Genomic DNA, 14,912 nt, shown 5'->3' with positions numbered 1-14,912 from the left:
TGGCTTAATCAAAGTTGAATATTTCTGCTGCTGCACCACTGAGAATCTGTCCGGCCGGTATTGCGCATTTAACCGACAGCCGCTCGGCCAGATCCTGAACAAACCCGAACGCCCCGGCGGTATCGAAACTGCGCGCAAAATCACTCCCATCGCTATCAGCACCAACATGCGGCGCATCCGTGGCTTCGAGAATCAACTTGCCTGCCCCCAGTTCCGAAATCAGGCGACTTGCAAACGGCAGCACTTTTTCAACGTCGGTAGACGTTCGATAGCCGGGGCCCTTGAACCAGACATTTCCTCTTTCCCGCGCTTCTCGCAGCAGGGAAACATAGGCTTCTTCTTCCGCGCCCCGTGAAGCGTGGCAACTGCCGAGGTGGTCGATCATCACCCGCACATGCCGCGGTATCTGCCTGAGGACGCGAAGGTTGGTCTCGGCTTCCTGGGCATAGACATGGACGTGCTGGTGATCGCGCAGACGGTCGTACAATGCATTCCAGGCCGTATCGCTGTAGGCACCGTCCCGAACCGAGCCGGGTTTCGCGTCATGCAGCACGATCCTGATTCCCGCCACTTGCGGATGAGCCAGGCGGACTTGCGTCGCATAGGCAGGATCGGCCTTGATCGTGCCGACCAGGCGTATGCCGGAATACGTGGCCGGGTCACGGGCCTGTAAATCCTTGAGTTCTTCGAACGAAGCGAAGACGTTTTCCGAATCGGGAAGAATGCTCAGGTGAACATTGTTCAAGAATCGCGGGAGCACATTGTTTTTTGAAAGCTGCGCCAAGTAGCCCGTTAACGAATGAGGCTTCGGCAGCGTATAGGGAAGTTTTCCGGCGACTTTTTCAAGGTCCGCTTCTGTATAGAAATGAACATGGCTATCGATCATTGCTCTTTCGTTGTGCATGGCCAACTTCCCGCTGTGTTGGGCAAAACGATAAACGCAAATGTCAGGCGACCACTCCCGCGAACCCGACGTGTCGTATCATTTTTTCGCCATCGGGGCGGCTTTCTGATGGTGGATGATGGGCCAGCCGGTGGTTAGGTCTTTGCGAGAGTGCTCCTACCTTTTTCACAGGCAAGACGGGCTGCGTCCTTTAAAGCTGCGAACCACCCAGATTTCGCCTACAAGATGCAGCTGATCCAGACTTTGTAGAAAGCACCACTTCCAGCATTATTAGGCACTTGATCCTACACAACCCCACTATGGAGCGCGTCAATGTCCTCAGTCCTTCCGTCTCCTCGGGCATTCGCGGATTGTCGGGATATCACAAATGGCCCCGTCATCCTTCTGGCATCCGGCACATCGGCGAAAAACTTTCCGATCGCTGAGTTCGCCCATGTCCCGGTGATTGCCATGAATGGCTCGATCTCACTGTTGCTGGAAGCAGGAATAGCGCCGTTCTTCTATGCCTGCACTGATAGGGATTTTGCCCGCCAACAACCCGAGTTGTTCTCGCTGGCCATGGAAAAGAGCCAACGGATAGCGCTGTGGAAGGACCAGTACGAAAACCTTCAGCCGCCACCAAAGGGGGAGGTTTTCCTGCTCAGGAAAGTCAGGGATCTTTCATTCCTCCAGCGACTGCTCAGCAACGAACAGGCTCTGGTGCGCAGCCGCAATAGCTTCGACAAGAGAGCCCGCTCGCTGGGCTTCAGCAAGGACCTTCAACAGGGTTTCTTCGATGCTCGCACGGTCGCTTATGTGGCATTGCAGATCGCCTACCATGTCGGCTTCACCCAAGTGTTTCTCGTGGGTGTCGATCTGCAGCAGTCGGCTGGCCGCTTCTACGAGCAGGAGGGTTCAGACAAGTCTCCTTGCGGACTCGACCAGCACTTCCAAGGCAGGATCCTGCCATCCTTCGAACTGACGGCTCGCCAGGTCGTAGGGGATCGCTTCAGGATATATAACCTGTCCGCGACCTCCAGGATTCCGGACGACGTCATCCCCAAGATCACGCTGGACAGGTTCCGCGCCATGGTGGAGTTGCCGCCGCAACCCTGACGGCTGTTCATTTCTCGATGATCACCGCATTGCGCTGGTTATAGAAAACACAATTATCGGAAATGCTCTTGTTGACAAAAGACATCGCCCCGATCGTCACATTGTTCCCCACTCGCACTTGGTCGGCGATGATGCAACTGTTCGCGCCCACGCTCACATTGTCGCCGATTACCAGGCTGTAGCTTTCACGCCCCAACGTCTTGATGCCAATCGTACTGTTCTGGCGGATGAACAGATTGCGGCCGATGCGCGCATGCCCACTGATGACAATGCCCGGGAGATGAGCGATGCGCAGCCCAGGCCCGATCGATGCCCCCACGTCTATGTCGACGGCGTACCGCAGATTCAGGCGTTGGTTGAGCCGCCGAGCATAGCCGGCACGCAGCCCCCCCTTTGCGCACAAGTATTGCGCAATACGAAACCAGAACAGGTAGCGGAGTTTGTTGTCCTTGCGTGCCCGCCGGAGAACGTTGAGCAACAAGCTGATTTTGCGTCCGGGCTTTTTCTTGTTGGAGACCTCCATGCGCCAACATTCAAGCAACTGTTCGAAATTCAAGATGCATCCCACACTGGCCTGGGCCAAGTCACTCGTGTGATTGGCGATGGCAACATCGCCGCGTCCAGGCATGATAACCGCGGTATTTCCATGGTGACAGACGAAACCCTGTTGCCCGCTTTCTTGTACACGCTTGACGTCCCATCTAGGCTAAGCGGCCATATAGACAGGAAGCCTGCATGTCCGACTACCGCCCCATCGCTCTCGACGAAATCGACCGCCAGCTGATCGCCCTGCTGCAGATCAACGCCCGCGAAAGCGTCGCCACCCTCGCTCGCCACCTGGGTATCGCCCGGACCACGGTGAACTCGCGCCTGGCGCGGCTGGAAAAGGCCAAGGTCATCACCGGTTACGGCGTACGCCTGGGCCAGCGCCTGATCGGTGGCGGCCTGCAAGCGTACGTGGGGATCAAGGTGCAGCCGCGCTCGGGCAAGGACATCGTGCGCCGCCTCAGCGCCATGGGCCAGGTCCAGCAACTGTGCGCGGTGAGCGGCGAATTCGACTATGTGGCCTGGCTGAACAGCGACTCACCGGAGCAACTGGACCAACTGCTCGACCAGATCGGCAGCCTCGATGGCGTGGAAAAGACCACCACTTCCATCATCCTCAGTAGCAAGGTGGATCGGGGGCAGCCGGGCTGAGGGCCGGCTGCCTGGATGGGCATCAAGCGCCCTGGCCGTCGAGCACACCCTCCAGCAGGGCCTTGAGCGTTTCTGCCGAGTGCTGGATCGACCAAATCATCCCGCGCCCATTCTCCGGGCATGGTGCTGGGCGCAGTCACTGGCGATTTCATCGATGCCGCGCGCCAGAAGGCTAGCGTGGACAACGCTCGTAGGATAGTTCCTGAATACAAGCAGGTCTGTAGGAAATGGCTCGTCCGCTCCGGATCCAGACTTCAACAAGTCCTTCTCCCAGCACGGCCGCCAAGCTTGGTATTGCTGCCTTTACATCGAACATGGCAACTGGCGAGCCATTCGCCGGAGGCTAGCGCCAGGCAAACGTTCCCCGAAACACCTCGAAAACCTCAAGCCCAACCTCTGTGCCTCCCCCCGGATAGGCTGCCAGAGGTCGCCCCTTGACGAGCGGCCACACCCCCAAGCTATACGCAGGTAGCGTACAGATCATGGAAGCGATCTTTATCGAACTGCCGGCTTTCGAGCGGCACCGCGCGGAACACCTCGATGACGAGGGCTTTCGCACCTTGCAGCAGACACTCCTGACATATCCCTATGTCGGCAATGTCATCCCGGGTACCGGAGGGCTGCGCAAGATGCGCTTTGCCGCTCCCCAACGCCACAAGGGCAAGCGAGGGGGTATCAGGGTGATCTACTACGGGTGGGAAGCGGGTTACCAGTTCTGGTTGTTCACGCTCTATGGAAAAGACCTGCAGGACGACCTAAGCCCTCTCCAACGGCAGGCAATCAAGCATCTGCTGGAACGCGAATACCTGACGAGGACAACCCATGCCACGCAACATTTTCACTGAACTCACCGAAGGCTTCGACGCCCTCGCCGAGGAGCGCGCCGGGAAGCTGACCCTGCGCACCCACAAAATGGCGTTTCAGGAACTGGCGCCACTGGCCGCCAACGAACTGATCGAGCTGCGCCAACGCCTGAATATGTCCCGAGCCGTATTCGCCAGCTACCTGCGCACCAATGCCCGCACCCTGGAGAACTGGGAGCAGGGCCGCTCCAGACCCAACGCCCAGGCGGTGGCGCTGATCCGCCTGGTGCAGAAGTGCCCAGAAACGCTCGAGCACCTGGCCGCGCTGGGCTGAATGTCGTCATTATGCAATCAATTAATGTCATTAAGACGATTAACACAGCATAACGACGCCACTCTGCATCTTAATTACGAACACCCCGCTCCATAAAATGGCCACCAGGCATTTCCTATACTCAGGCTCCGCCCCTGCGCAGCCTCCCTGGCAAGGTCCTCACATGAACAAGAAAAACCGCCATCCCGCCGACGGCAAGAAACCCATCACCATCTTCGGCCCGGACTTCCCCTTCGCGTTCGACGATTGGCTGGAGCACCCCGCTGGCCTGGGCAGCATTCCAGCCGAGCGACATGGCGAGGAAGTGGCGATCGTCGGTGCCGGTATCGCCGGGCTGGTGGCGGCCTACGAACTGATGAAGCTGGGCCTCAAGCCAGTGGTGTACGAGGCCTCCAAACTGGGTGGGCGCCTGCGCTCCCAGGCGTTCAACGGCACCGACGGGATCATCGCCGAGCTCGGCGGCATGCGTTTCCCGGTATCGTCGACAGCCTTCTACCACTATGTCGACAAGCTCGGCCTCGAGACCCGGCCCTTCCCCAACCCGCTGACCCCAGCCTCGGGCAGCACGGTGATCGACCTGGAAGGCCAGACCTACTACGCCGAGAAACCCGCCGACCTGCCGGCGCTGTTCCATGAGGTGGCCGATGCCTGGGCCGACGCCCTGGAGAGCGGTGCCCGCTTCAGCGAGATCCAGCAGGCCATCCGCGATCGCGACGTGCCACGCCTCAAGGAACTGTGGAACACCCTGGTGCCACTGTGGGACGACCGCACCTTCTATGACTTCGTCGCCACCTCGCGCGCCTTCGCCAAGCTCAGCTTCCAGCACCGCGAGGTGTTCGGCCAGGTCGGCTTCGGCACAGGCGGCTGGGACTCGGACTTCCCCAACTCGATGCTGGAGATCTTCCGCGTGGTGATGACCAACTGCGACGATCACCAGCACCTGGTCGTCGGTGGCGTCGAGCAGGTGCCCCAGGGCATCTGGCGCCATGTGCCGGAGCGTTGCGCCCACTGGCCGACCGGCACCAGCCTCAGCTCGCTGCACGGCGGCGCGCCACGCACCGGCGTCAAGCGCATCGCCCGCGCTGCCGATGGTCGCCTGGCAGTTACCGACAACTGGGGCGATACCCGCCACTATGCCGCGGTGCTCGCCACCTGCCAGAGCTGGCTGCTGACCACCCAGATCGACTGCGAAGAATCGCTGTTCTCGCAGAAGATGTGGATGGCCTTGGACCGCACGCGCTACATGCAGTCGTCGAAGACCTTCGTCATGGTCGACCGGCCGTTCTGGAAGGACAAGGACCCGGAAACCGGCCGCGACCTGATGAGCATGACCCTCACCGATCGCCTGACCCGTGGTACCTACCTGTTCGACAACGGCGACGACAAGCCGGGGGTGATCTGCCTGTCCTACGCCTGGATGAGCGACGCCCTGAAGATGCTGCCGCACCCGGTGGAAAAACGCGTGCAGCTGGCCCTCGACGCACTGAAGAAGATCTACCCGAAGACCGACATCGCCGGCCATATCATCGGCGACCCGATCACCGTGTCGTGGGAGGCCGATCCGCACTTCCTCGGCGCCTTCAAGGGTGCGCTGCCGGGCCACTATCGCTACAACCAGCGCATGTACGCACACTTCATGCAGGATGACATGCCGGCCGAGCAACGCGGCATCTTCATCGCCGGCGACGATGTGTCGTGGACGCCAGCCTGGGTGGAAGGCGCGGTGCAGACCTCGCTGAACGCGGTGTGGGGTATCATGAATCACTTCGGTGGCAAGACCCACCCGGACAATCCCGGCCCGGGCGACGTGTTCCATGAGATCGGGCCGATCGCCCTGGCCGACTGAAACAAGGAGGCGCCATGCGCATCGCCCTGTTCCAGGGTACGCCCAGGCCACTGGACGTACCCGGCAATCTCGAGCGCCTGCAACAGCAGGCGCAACTGGCGGCAGCCCGCGGCGCGCAACTGCTGGTCTGCCCGGAGATGTACCTGAGCGGCTACAACATCGGTGCAGAGGCAGTGCAGCGCCTCGCCGAGCCCGATGACGGCCCTTCGGCCATGAGCGTGGTGGAAATCGCCCAGGCCCACCGCATCGCCATCGTCTACGGCTATCCGGAGCGCGCCGAAGACGGCGCGGTATACAACAGCGTGCAGTTGATCGACGCCCATGGTCGCAGCTTGTGCAACTACCGCAAGACTCATCTGTTCGGCGAGCTGGACCGCGCCATGTTCAGCCCGGGCGCCGATCACTTCCCGGTGGTCGAGCTGGACGGCTGGAAGCTGGGCATGCTGATCTGCTACGACATCGAGTTCCCGGAAAACGCCCGTCGCCTGGCCCTGGCCGGCGCCGAGCTGATCCTGGTGCCGACGGCGAACATGACGCCCTACGACTTCATCTGCCAGGTCACCGTGCGCGCACGGGCACAGGAGAACCAGTGCTACCTGGTGTATGCCAACTACTGTGGTGCGGAAGGCGAGATCCAGTATTGCGGCCAGAGCAGCATCATCGGTCCGGATGGGAGCTTGCTGGCCATGGCAGGGCGCAGCGAGTGCCAGTTGCTGGCCGAGCTGGAGCATGAATGCGTGGTGCAAGGGCGGGCGGCGTTTCCCTACCTGACCGATCTGCGGCGCGAGCTGCACCAGGCTCGCCAGGACTGAGCCCCCGGGGGCTGGCTTGCCGGCGATGGGGCGCAAAGCGGCCCTAATTGCCCCCAGCCAGCCCCCACAAATGCGCTAGCATGAGCGCATGTACGCCACTCGCCACCTCACCCTCGCCAATGGCCTGCAGCTCGTCCTGCGCCACGCCCCGCACCTCAAGCGCGCCGCCGCGGCGCTGCGGGTGCATGCCGGCAGCCATGACGCCCCAGCGAAATGGCCTGGCCTGGCCCATTTCCTCGAGCACCTGTTCTTCCTGGGTACCGACCGTTTTCCCCTGGAAGACGGCCTGATGCGCTATGTGCAAAGCCTGGGCGGCCAGGTCAACGCCAGCACCCGCGAGCGCACCACCGACTTCTTCTTCGAGGTCCCGCCCACTGCGCTGCCAGGCGGCCTGGAGCGCCTATGCCAGATGCTCGCCGAGCCGGACCTGGGCATCGAACGCCAGGTCCGCGAGCGCGAAGTGATCCATGCCGAATTCATCGCCTGGTCGCGCAACCCCGAGGCCCAGCGGCACTTCGCCCTGCTCCAGTGCGTGTCCGCCCGCCATCCGCTGAGCGGTTTCCAGGCGGGCAACCGGCACAGCCTGGTGTTGCGCGATCCGGCGTTCCAGCAGGCTCTGCGGCAGTTTCACCAACAGTTCTACCAAGGCGGGCAGATGACCCTGGCCCTGTGCGGGCCACAGCCATTGGACGCGCTGCAAGCCGTGGGCCAGCGCCTCGGCGGCCTGTTCGCTGACGGCCAGCGCATCCCCCAGGCGATGCCCCCGGCCCTGCTGCAAGGCGCCCTGCGTCACCTCCCCCCAGCCGGACGAAGGTTGGACCTGCTGTTCGCCCATGAAAACCTGCCGCAAGGCGCAGAACAGGCACTGGAACTGCTGCTCGCCTACCTGGGTGACAGCCGACAGGGTGGCTGGCTGGCACACCTGCGCCAACGTGGATGGCTACAAGGCTTCCAGGCCGAGCCACTGCACGCCTTCGCCGGGCAACTGCTCTGGAGCGTTCGCCTGCAACTGAGCGAAGAGGCATCGCAAGCCGACATTCGCACGTCGCTGCACAGCTGGCTCGGCTTCATGCGCCACGCCGATAGGGCGACCTTGAACGAGGCGTTCGCCCGCCTGCAGCACAGCCGCGAGCAAGCCGCCAGCGCCCTCGACCTGGCCCGCCGAGACAGCGCAGGCCACCCCTTCCGGGCCCTCGATGCACAAGGCCTGGAGGCCTTGCGAATACTGCTGGGCAGCCTCCCCAGCAGTGACAGTGCCCACGACCACTGGCGGCTAGCGCCACCCGACCCGTTGCTGCAAGCCGGCCTTCCCCGGCACTCCACGGCCGCGCCTCCAGCAGGCCTGGCGATCAGCGACCTCCTGCCGGACACACGCCGCTTCGCCGCGCTCTACCTGCGCTGGCAGATAACCTCCTGCTTGCGTCAACGTTTCCATCCGCTACTCGAACAGGCACTGCGCCCGCTGATGGAGCGCGCCGAACGCACATCGATACAACTGGCCTTCGATGCCGTCGGCGAATACTGGCAACTGCGTTGCACGGGGCGTCCGGAAGCGGTGTTGCGCGCGGTCGAGGAGTCGCTCGCCCTGCTACGTGCACCCACGCTGGATAACTGGCAGTCACCGCCCACCCAGGGGCCGGCGCTGATTCCACTTCGGGCATTGCTCAAGGCACTGCCCGACGTCCTGCGAAACGGCGAAGCCCAACCCACTTCGGCCGCCCCGTTGGACCAGGCCCTGCTCGACCGGCTCTGGCAAACGGCGCGCTGGCAGGGCCTGGCCGTGGGCTTCGACCAGGCCGGGCAGGCAGCCCTGGGCGTGACCCTGGACAAGCTGATGGGCCAACCCGCCCACCTGCAGCGGCCCGCGCCCTTCCACGGGCTGCACTGGCATCACGCCCAGGCCGAGGGCAGCGAGAGCGCCCTGCTGCTGTTCTGCCCGCTACCGGCTGAACAGCAAGCCGCAGGCCGGCTGCTGGCGCAACTGCTGCAGGGTCCGTACTACGAGCGCATGCGAGTGGAGTTGCAACTGGGCTATGCGGTGTTCAGCGCCTTTCGTCAGGTCGAGGGCGTCGGCGGCCTGCTCTTCGGCGTGCAATCGCCCCATGCCAGCCCCACGCAAATCCTCACCCACCTGCTGGCCCTGCTCCAGGAAGGTGTGCAGCTCGACAGCGGCGTGCGCCAAGCCCTGGCCGAGCAGTTCGCGGAGTCCGCCATGGCCAACACCGACATGGCGGAATGGGCATGGCAGACACAACTGGCCACACAAGCCAGCGACCTTTCCTACATGCAGCGGTCTATTCTGAATACAGACCAGACGCACCTGGATCTGTTAATGCAGCGCCTGCTGGCGGCCGAAGATGGCTGGCTATGCTTGGCCAATGCACCGGCGCCAGATGAGCGCTGGCAATGAGCGAAGGTCGATTGTTACGGTAAGTGCAAGGGCACTTTTCGAATAATTAACCTTTCGGTACAAATTTTTCTTGTAAGATAGCGCAATCTCAGCCAATGGAACCTCCTCCGCGAGGCGGTACCCAAACAAGTGACTGACAACCCCAACCCCTATCCGGAAGGAGCAAGCCCATGTGGACCAAACCTGCATACACTGACCTGCGTATCGGCTTCGAAGTGACCATGTACTTCGCCAACCGCTAAGCCAGCCTGCGGTTCGACGCCTCGGTCCGCCGGGGCGTTTTCGTTTTTCGGATACGCATCTTCGGATAGAGAGCAGCCATGTACATCCAGATTCTCGGTTCCGCCGCTGGCGGCGGTTTTCCCCAGTGGAACTGCAACTGCGCCAACTGCAAGGGCTTTCGCGACGGCACGCTGCGCGCCACGGCGCGGACCCAGTCGTCCATCGCCCTGTCCGACGACGGCGAGCACTGGATCCTGTGCAACGCCTCGCCAGACATCCGCGCCCAACTCCAGGCCTTCGCGCCGATGCAACCGGCCCGCGCCCTGCGTGACACCGGCATCGATGCGATCGTTTTGCTCGACAGCCAGATCGACCACACCACCGGCCTGCTCAGCCTGCGCGAAGGCTGCCCGCACCAGGTCTGGTGCACCGACATGGTCCACCAGGACCTGACCACCGGCTTTCCGCTGTTCAACATGCTCAGCCACTGGAATGGCGGCCTGAAATGGAACCGCATCGAGCTGGACGGCAGCTTCGTCATCGAAGCCTGCCCAAACCTCAGGTTCACCCCCTTCCCCCTGCGCAGCGCCGCACCGCCTTATTCGCCGCATCGCTTCGACCCGCACCCGGGCGACAACCTGGGCCTGCTGGTCGAAGACCTGCGCACCGGCGGCAAGCTGTTCTATGCCCCAGGCCTCGGCCAGGTCGACGGCCAGTTGCTGGAGATGATGCACGGCGCCGACTGCCTGCTGGTCGACGGCACCCTGTGGGAGGATGATGAAATGCAACGGCGCGGTGTCGGTACCCGCACCGGCCGCGAGATGGGCCACCTGGCGCAGAACGGCCCGGGCGGCATGCTCGAGGTGCTGGAGGGCTTCCCGCGCCAGCGCAAGGTGCTTATCCACATCAACAACACCAACCCGATTCTCGATGAAGACTCCCCGGAACGGGCCGAGGTACAACGCCGGGGCGTGGAAGTCGCCTACGACGGCATGAGCATCGAGCTGTAGGAGGCCTGATGAGCGACGCAACACCGATGTCCCCTGCCGAACTCGAGCAGGCCTTGCGCGCCAAGGGCGCCTACTACCACATCCATCACCCCTACCACGTGGCGATGTACGAAGGCCGCGCCACCCGCGAGCAGATCCAGGGCTGGGTGGCCAACCGCTTCTACTACCAGGTCAACATCCCGATGAAGGATGCCGCGATCCTGGCCAACTGCCCGGACCGCGAGGTGCGCCGCGAGTGGATCCAGCGCCTGCTCGACCATGACGGCGCCCCTGGCGAGGACGGTGGCATCGAGGCCTGGCTGCGCCTGGGCCAGGCGGTGGGCCTGGATCCGGATCAGTTGCGTTCCCAGGAACTGGTCCTGCCCGGCGTGCGCTTCGCCGTGGACGCCTATGTCAACTTCGCCCGCCGCGCCAGTTGGCAGGAGGCCGCCAGCAGCTCGCTGACCGAGCTGTTCGCCCCACAGATCCACCAGTCGCGCCTGGACAGTTGGCCGCAGCACTACCCGTGGATCGACCCGGCCGGCTACGAGTACTTCCGCACCCGCCTGGGCCAGGCCCGGCGCGATGTCGAGCATGGCCTGGCGATCACCCTGCAGCACTACACCACCCGCGCCGGCCAGGAGCGCATGCTGGAGATCCTGCAGTTCAAACTGGATATTCTCTGGAGCATGCTCGATGCCATGAGCATGGCCTACGAACTGGACCGCCCGCCCTACCACACCGTCACCGGCGAGCGGGTCTGGCACAAGGGGATCGCCCTATGAGTTTCGATCGTCAGCAAGTCCCGCAGTGGCGCCCGGGCTATCGTTTCCAGTACGAACCGGCGCAGAAGGGCCATGTCCTGCTGTACCCCGAGGGCATGATCAAGCTCAACGAAAGCGCCGCGCTGATCGGCGGCCTGATCGATGGCCAACGCGACGTGGCGGCGATCATCGCCGAGCTCGAGCGGCAGTTCCCCGGTGTCCCGGAAGTGGCCGACGACATCGAGCAGTTCATGGAGGTGGCCCGTGCCGAACACTGGATCGTCCTCGCCTGAAATGCCGGCCAAACCGGAGGTCGGCCTGCCGCTGTGGTTGCTGGCCGAGCTGACCTACCGTTGCCCGTTGCAGTGCCCGTACTGCTCCAACCCACTGGACTTCGCCGCGCAGGGCCAGGAGCTCTCCACCGAGCAGTGGTTCCGGGTGATGGCCGAGGCCCGTGAGCTGGGCGCGGCGCAACTGGGCTTCTCCGGTGGCGAGCCGCTGGTGCGCCAGGACCTCGCCGAGCTGATCGGCGAAGCCCGGCGCCTGGGCTACTACACCAACCTGATCACCTCCGGCATCGGCCTGACCGAGCAGAAGATCGCCGCGTTCAAGCAGGCCGGGCTGGACCATATTCAGATCAGCTTCCAAGCCAGCGACGAGCAGGTCAACAACCTGCTGGCCGGCTCGAAGAAAGCCTTCGCCCAGAAGCTGGAGATGGCCCGGGCGGTGAAAGCCCATGGCTATCCGATGGTGCTGAACTTCGTCACCCACCGGCACAACATCGACAAGATCGACCGCATCATCGAGCTGTGCATCGCCCTGGAGGCCGACTTCGTCGAACTCGCCACCTGCCAGTTCTACGGCTGGGCGCACCTCAACCGCCTGGGCCTGCTGCCGACCCGCGCCCAGCTGGAGCGGGCCGAACGCATCACCAACGCGTACCGGGAAACACTCAAGGCCGCCGGCAACCCGTGCAAGCTGATCTTCGTCACCCCGGATTACTACGAGGAACGCCCCAAGGCCTGCATGAACGGCTGGGGCAGCCTGTTCCTCACCGTCACCCCGAATGGCACGGCCCTGCCTTGCCACGGCGCGCGACAGCTGCCGGTGCAGTTCCCCAACGTGCGCGACCATGACCTGCGCCACATCTGGTACGACTCGTTCGGCTTCAACCGTTTCCGCGGCTACGACTGGATGCCCGAGCCCTGCCGCTCGTGCGACGAGAAGGAAAAGGACTTCGGCGGCTGCCGCTGCCAGGCCTTCATGCTCACCGGCGATGCCAGCAACGCCGACCCGGTGTGCGCCAAGTCCGCCGACCACGGCATCATCCTCAAGGCCCGCGAGGAAGCCGAAACCGCCCAGCTGGGCATCGAAGAGATGACCTTCCGCAATGAGCGCAACTCCCGTGTCATCGCCCGTGGCTGACTTCAGCGCTGCCCAGGCAGTGGCAGCCGGCACCGATTTCGCCGAACTCAAGGTCGGCGCCGCCGGGCTGTTCTGGAACGAGTTCCGCCCTGCCGACGGTGCCTGCCGCATCTGGCACTGGCGCAACGCCCAGGCCCATTGCCTGACCCCGGACGGCTACAGCGTGCGCAGCCGCGTCTACGAGTACGGCGGTGGCAGCTTCTGCCTGGGCGGTGACGGCCTGGTGTTCGTCAACGAGGCCGACCAGCAGGTCTACACCCAGGCGCTCGACGGTTCCCCGCCACGCGCCCTGACCCAGGCCGAACATTGCCGCTATGGCGATGTGCTGTGGCAGGCGGGCCAGGTCCTGGCGGTGGAAGAACAGCATGTCGAGCGGGTCGAGCATCGTCTGGTGGCCCTCTCCGGCGAAGGCCGCGTGGTGCTGGCCGAAGGCGCCGACTTCTATGCCTCGCCCACCCTGAGCGACGACAGCCAGCGCCTGGCCTGGGTCGAGTGGGACCGACCGGAGCAACCCTGGACCCGCACCCGCCTGATGTGCCGTGAACGCGACAGCCGAGGTGATTGGGGGCCGGCCCGTTGCCTGGCAGGTGACGCGGCAGACGAAGAATCGCTGCAGCAACCCCGCTTCGACGCCGACGGACGGCTGTACTGCCTGAGCGATCGCAATGGCTTCTGGCAGCCCTGGGGGGAAGTCGATGGCCAGTGGCAGGCACTGCCTGCGGCGACCGCCGACCATGCCGCAGCCCCCTGGCAACTGGGGGCCAGCACCTGGCTGGCGCTCGGCCCCGATACCTACCTGGCCAGTTGGTTCGAGGAAGGTTTCGGGCACCTGGGCCTGCGCAGCCACGGCGGGCAGGTGCAGCACCTTGGCAGCGACTACACGCGCTTTCGCAGCCTGGCCATGGATGCCGGGCACATCTACGCCATTGCTGGCTCGCCACTGAACCCGCCAGCGGTCATCGCCATCGACCGGCATACCAGGCAGGTACAGGTACTGGCCGGTGGCGGCCTGCCCTTGCCGGCCGAACGGGTCAGCCGCCCGCAGCCGATCCACTACCCCAGCGGCGGCGACACGGCCCATGGTTTCTTCTACCCGGCCATGGATGGCAGCGCAGCGCCTGCGCCGCTGGTGGTGTTCATCCATGGTGGCCCGACCTCGGCCTGCTATCCGGTATTCGACCCACGCATCCAGTATTGGACGCAACGGGGTTTCGCCGTGGCCGACCTCAACTACCGGGGCAGCAGCGGCTATGGCCGTGCCTACCGCCAGGCCCTGCACCTGCGTTGGGGCGAGATCGATGTGGAGGACGCCTGCGCCGCGGTCGCCCACCTCGCCGGGCTGGGCCTGGTCGACTCGTGCAAGGCTTTCATCCGTGGCGGCAGTGCAGGCGGCTACACCACCCTGTGCGCCCTCGCCTTCCACGACGTGTTCCGTGCTGGCGCCAGCCTGTACGGCGTTAGCGACCCCGTGGCGTTGGGCCGGGCGACGCACAAGTTCGAGGGTGACTACCTGGACTGGCTGATCGGCGACCCGCTGCGGGATGCCGAGCGCTACCGCCAGCGCACGCCGCTGCTGCATGCCGAGCGGATCAAGGCACCCGTGATCTTCTTCCAGGGCGAGCTGGATGCCGTGGTGGTGCCGGCGCAGACCCGGGCCATGCTCGAGGCGCTCAAGGCCAACGGCATCGAGGCCGAGGGGCATTTCTATGCGGGGGAGCGGCATGGTTTGCGCCAGGCACAAAACCTGGCCCATGCGCTGGAGGAAGAGTGGAAATTCTACTGCCGGGTGCTAGGCAGGTAGATTCCTGGGCTTTGTACTCTCCAGAGCCCTGTGAAAGTCAGCTTGCCGGCGATGGGCTGCAAGGCAGCCCTATGCGACAGGCCAGCTCTAGCAACCCTCAACGCTTGGCGATGATGTACACCGCATGCACGATCCCCGGGATATAACCCAGCAGCGTCAACAGGATGTTCAGCCAGAACGCGCCACCGAACCCGACCTGCAGGAACACCCCCAGCGGCGGAAGAATGATGGCGATGATGATGCGAATGAAGTCCATGCAGATCTCTCCTTGGAAGGTTCACAAGAGAGACTAGCGGCATGGCCCTATGGT

General features: G+C 63.7%; 16 protein-coding genes. 13 read left to right on the top strand and 3 right to left on the bottom strand.

Annotated features, from left to right (window positions below; all coding sequences use genetic code 11):
• Nucleotides 1-4 precede the first annotated feature (4 nt).
• Nucleotides 5-904: an amidohydrolase family protein gene (locus tag ABFA30_RS06615; protein ID WP_410045254.1), complete on the bottom strand. Its 900-nt coding sequence runs from the start codon at nt 902-904 to the stop codon at nt 5-7.
• Nucleotides 905-1,216: 312 nt separating this feature from the next.
• Here ABFA30_RS06615 and ABFA30_RS06610 point away from each other — a divergent pair, with 312 nt between their 5' ends.
• Nucleotides 1,217-1,999 (top strand): lipopolysaccharide biosynthesis protein, encoded by a 783-nt coding sequence (locus tag ABFA30_RS06610; RefSeq protein ID WP_253102121.1) that lies wholly within the window; start codon nt 1,217-1,219, stop codon nt 1,997-1,999.
• A 7-nt stretch (nt 2,000-2,006) separates the two neighbouring features.
• Here ABFA30_RS06610 and ABFA30_RS06605 read toward each other — a convergent pair whose 3' ends face one another.
• A complete protein-coding gene (locus ABFA30_RS06605; RefSeq protein WP_253090744.1) occupies nt 2,007-2,555 on the bottom strand; it encodes a serine acetyltransferase in 549 nt (182 codons plus the stop codon).
• Nucleotides 2,556-2,734: 179 nt separating this feature from the next.
• Here ABFA30_RS06605 and ABFA30_RS06600 point away from each other — a divergent pair, with 179 nt between their 5' ends.
• From ABFA30_RS06600 to ABFA30_RS06545, 12 genes are all read left to right on the top strand, one after another.
• A complete protein-coding gene (locus ABFA30_RS06600) occupies nt 2,735-3,196 on the top strand; it encodes an Lrp/AsnC family transcriptional regulator (RefSeq protein WP_253090726.1) in 462 nt (153 codons plus the stop codon).
• A gap of 482 nt (nt 3,197-3,678) precedes the next feature.
• Nucleotides 3,679-4,041 carry a toxin gene (locus ABFA30_RS06595; protein WP_253090725.1) on the top strand — a complete coding sequence of 121 codons (363 nt, stop codon included), beginning with the start codon at nt 3,679-3,681 and terminating at the stop codon, nt 4,039-4,041.
• Nucleotides 4,019-4,333: a helix-turn-helix domain-containing protein gene (locus tag ABFA30_RS06590; protein ID WP_253090724.1), complete on the top strand. Its 315-nt coding sequence runs from the start codon at nt 4,019-4,021 to the stop codon at nt 4,331-4,333. Before ABFA30_RS06595 ends, ABFA30_RS06590 begins: the two co-directional genes overlap by 23 nt.
• A gap of 163 nt (nt 4,334-4,496) precedes the next feature.
• Nucleotides 4,497-6,179, top strand: coding sequence for a flavin monoamine oxidase family protein (locus ABFA30_RS06585; RefSeq protein ID WP_225786467.1), 1,683 nt, complete (start codon nt 4,497-4,499; stop codon nt 6,177-6,179).
• Between the two features lie 14 nt (nt 6,180-6,193).
• Nucleotides 6,194-6,991: a carbon-nitrogen hydrolase family protein gene (locus ABFA30_RS06580; protein WP_225786468.1), complete on the top strand. Its 798-nt coding sequence runs from the start codon at nt 6,194-6,196 to the stop codon at nt 6,989-6,991.
• Nucleotides 6,992-7,079: 88 nt separating this feature from the next.
• Nucleotides 7,080-9,401, top strand: a complete 2,322-nt coding sequence (gene pqqF, locus ABFA30_RS06575) for a pyrroloquinoline quinone biosynthesis protein PqqF (protein ID WP_253102117.1) — start codon at nt 7,080-7,082, stop codon at nt 9,399-9,401.
• A gap of 170 nt (nt 9,402-9,571) precedes the next feature.
• On the top strand, nt 9,572-9,643 hold the full coding sequence (gene pqqA, locus ABFA30_RS06570) for a pyrroloquinoline quinone precursor peptide PqqA (RefSeq protein ID WP_003243383.1): 72 nt from the start codon (nt 9,572-9,574) through the stop codon (nt 9,641-9,643).
• A 78-nt stretch (nt 9,644-9,721) separates the two neighbouring features.
• Complete coding sequence (gene pqqB, locus ABFA30_RS06565; protein WP_225786470.1) at nt 9,722-10,633, top strand: pyrroloquinoline quinone biosynthesis protein PqqB; 912 nt, start codon at nt 9,722-9,724, stop codon at nt 10,631-10,633.
• Nucleotides 10,634-10,641: 8 nt separating this feature from the next.
• On the top strand, nt 10,642-11,397 hold the full coding sequence (gene pqqC / locus ABFA30_RS06560; protein WP_410045253.1) for a pyrroloquinoline-quinone synthase PqqC: 756 nt from the start codon (nt 10,642-10,644) through the stop codon (nt 11,395-11,397).
• Nucleotides 11,394-11,669 carry a pyrroloquinoline quinone biosynthesis peptide chaperone PqqD gene (pqqD, locus tag ABFA30_RS06555; RefSeq protein ID WP_225786472.1) on the top strand — a complete coding sequence of 92 codons (276 nt, stop codon included), beginning with the start codon at nt 11,394-11,396 and terminating at the stop codon, nt 11,667-11,669. The genes pqqC and pqqD overlap by 4 nt, the downstream gene beginning before the upstream one ends.
• Nucleotides 11,641-12,801 carry a pyrroloquinoline quinone biosynthesis protein PqqE gene (gene pqqE / locus ABFA30_RS06550; RefSeq protein ID WP_410045252.1) on the top strand — a complete coding sequence of 387 codons (1,161 nt, stop codon included), beginning with the start codon at nt 11,641-11,643 and terminating at the stop codon, nt 12,799-12,801. The genes pqqD and pqqE overlap by 29 nt, the downstream gene beginning before the upstream one ends.
• Nucleotides 12,767-14,602 carry a prolyl oligopeptidase family serine peptidase gene (locus tag ABFA30_RS06545; RefSeq protein WP_410045251.1) on the top strand — a complete coding sequence of 612 codons (1,836 nt, stop codon included), beginning with the start codon at nt 12,767-12,769 and terminating at the stop codon, nt 14,600-14,602. Before pqqE ends, ABFA30_RS06545 begins: the two co-directional genes overlap by 35 nt.
• Nucleotides 14,603-14,699: 97 nt before the next feature.
• Here ABFA30_RS06545 and ABFA30_RS06540 read toward each other — a convergent pair whose 3' ends face one another.
• Entirely contained in the window at nt 14,700-14,858 is a 159-nt protein-coding gene (locus ABFA30_RS06540) for a YqaE/Pmp3 family membrane protein (RefSeq protein WP_009681539.1), read from the bottom strand.
• Nucleotides 14,859-14,912 lie beyond the last annotated feature (54 nt).

This window comes from Pseudomonas sp. HLMP (assembly GCF_046365545.1).
GTDB classification, from domain to species: domain Bacteria; phylum Pseudomonadota; class Gammaproteobacteria; order Pseudomonadales; family Pseudomonadaceae; genus Aquipseudomonas; species Aquipseudomonas guariconensis_B.
Note: the sequence above shows the minus strand (reverse complement) of the source record. Positions and strands in the feature narration are given on the sequence as shown.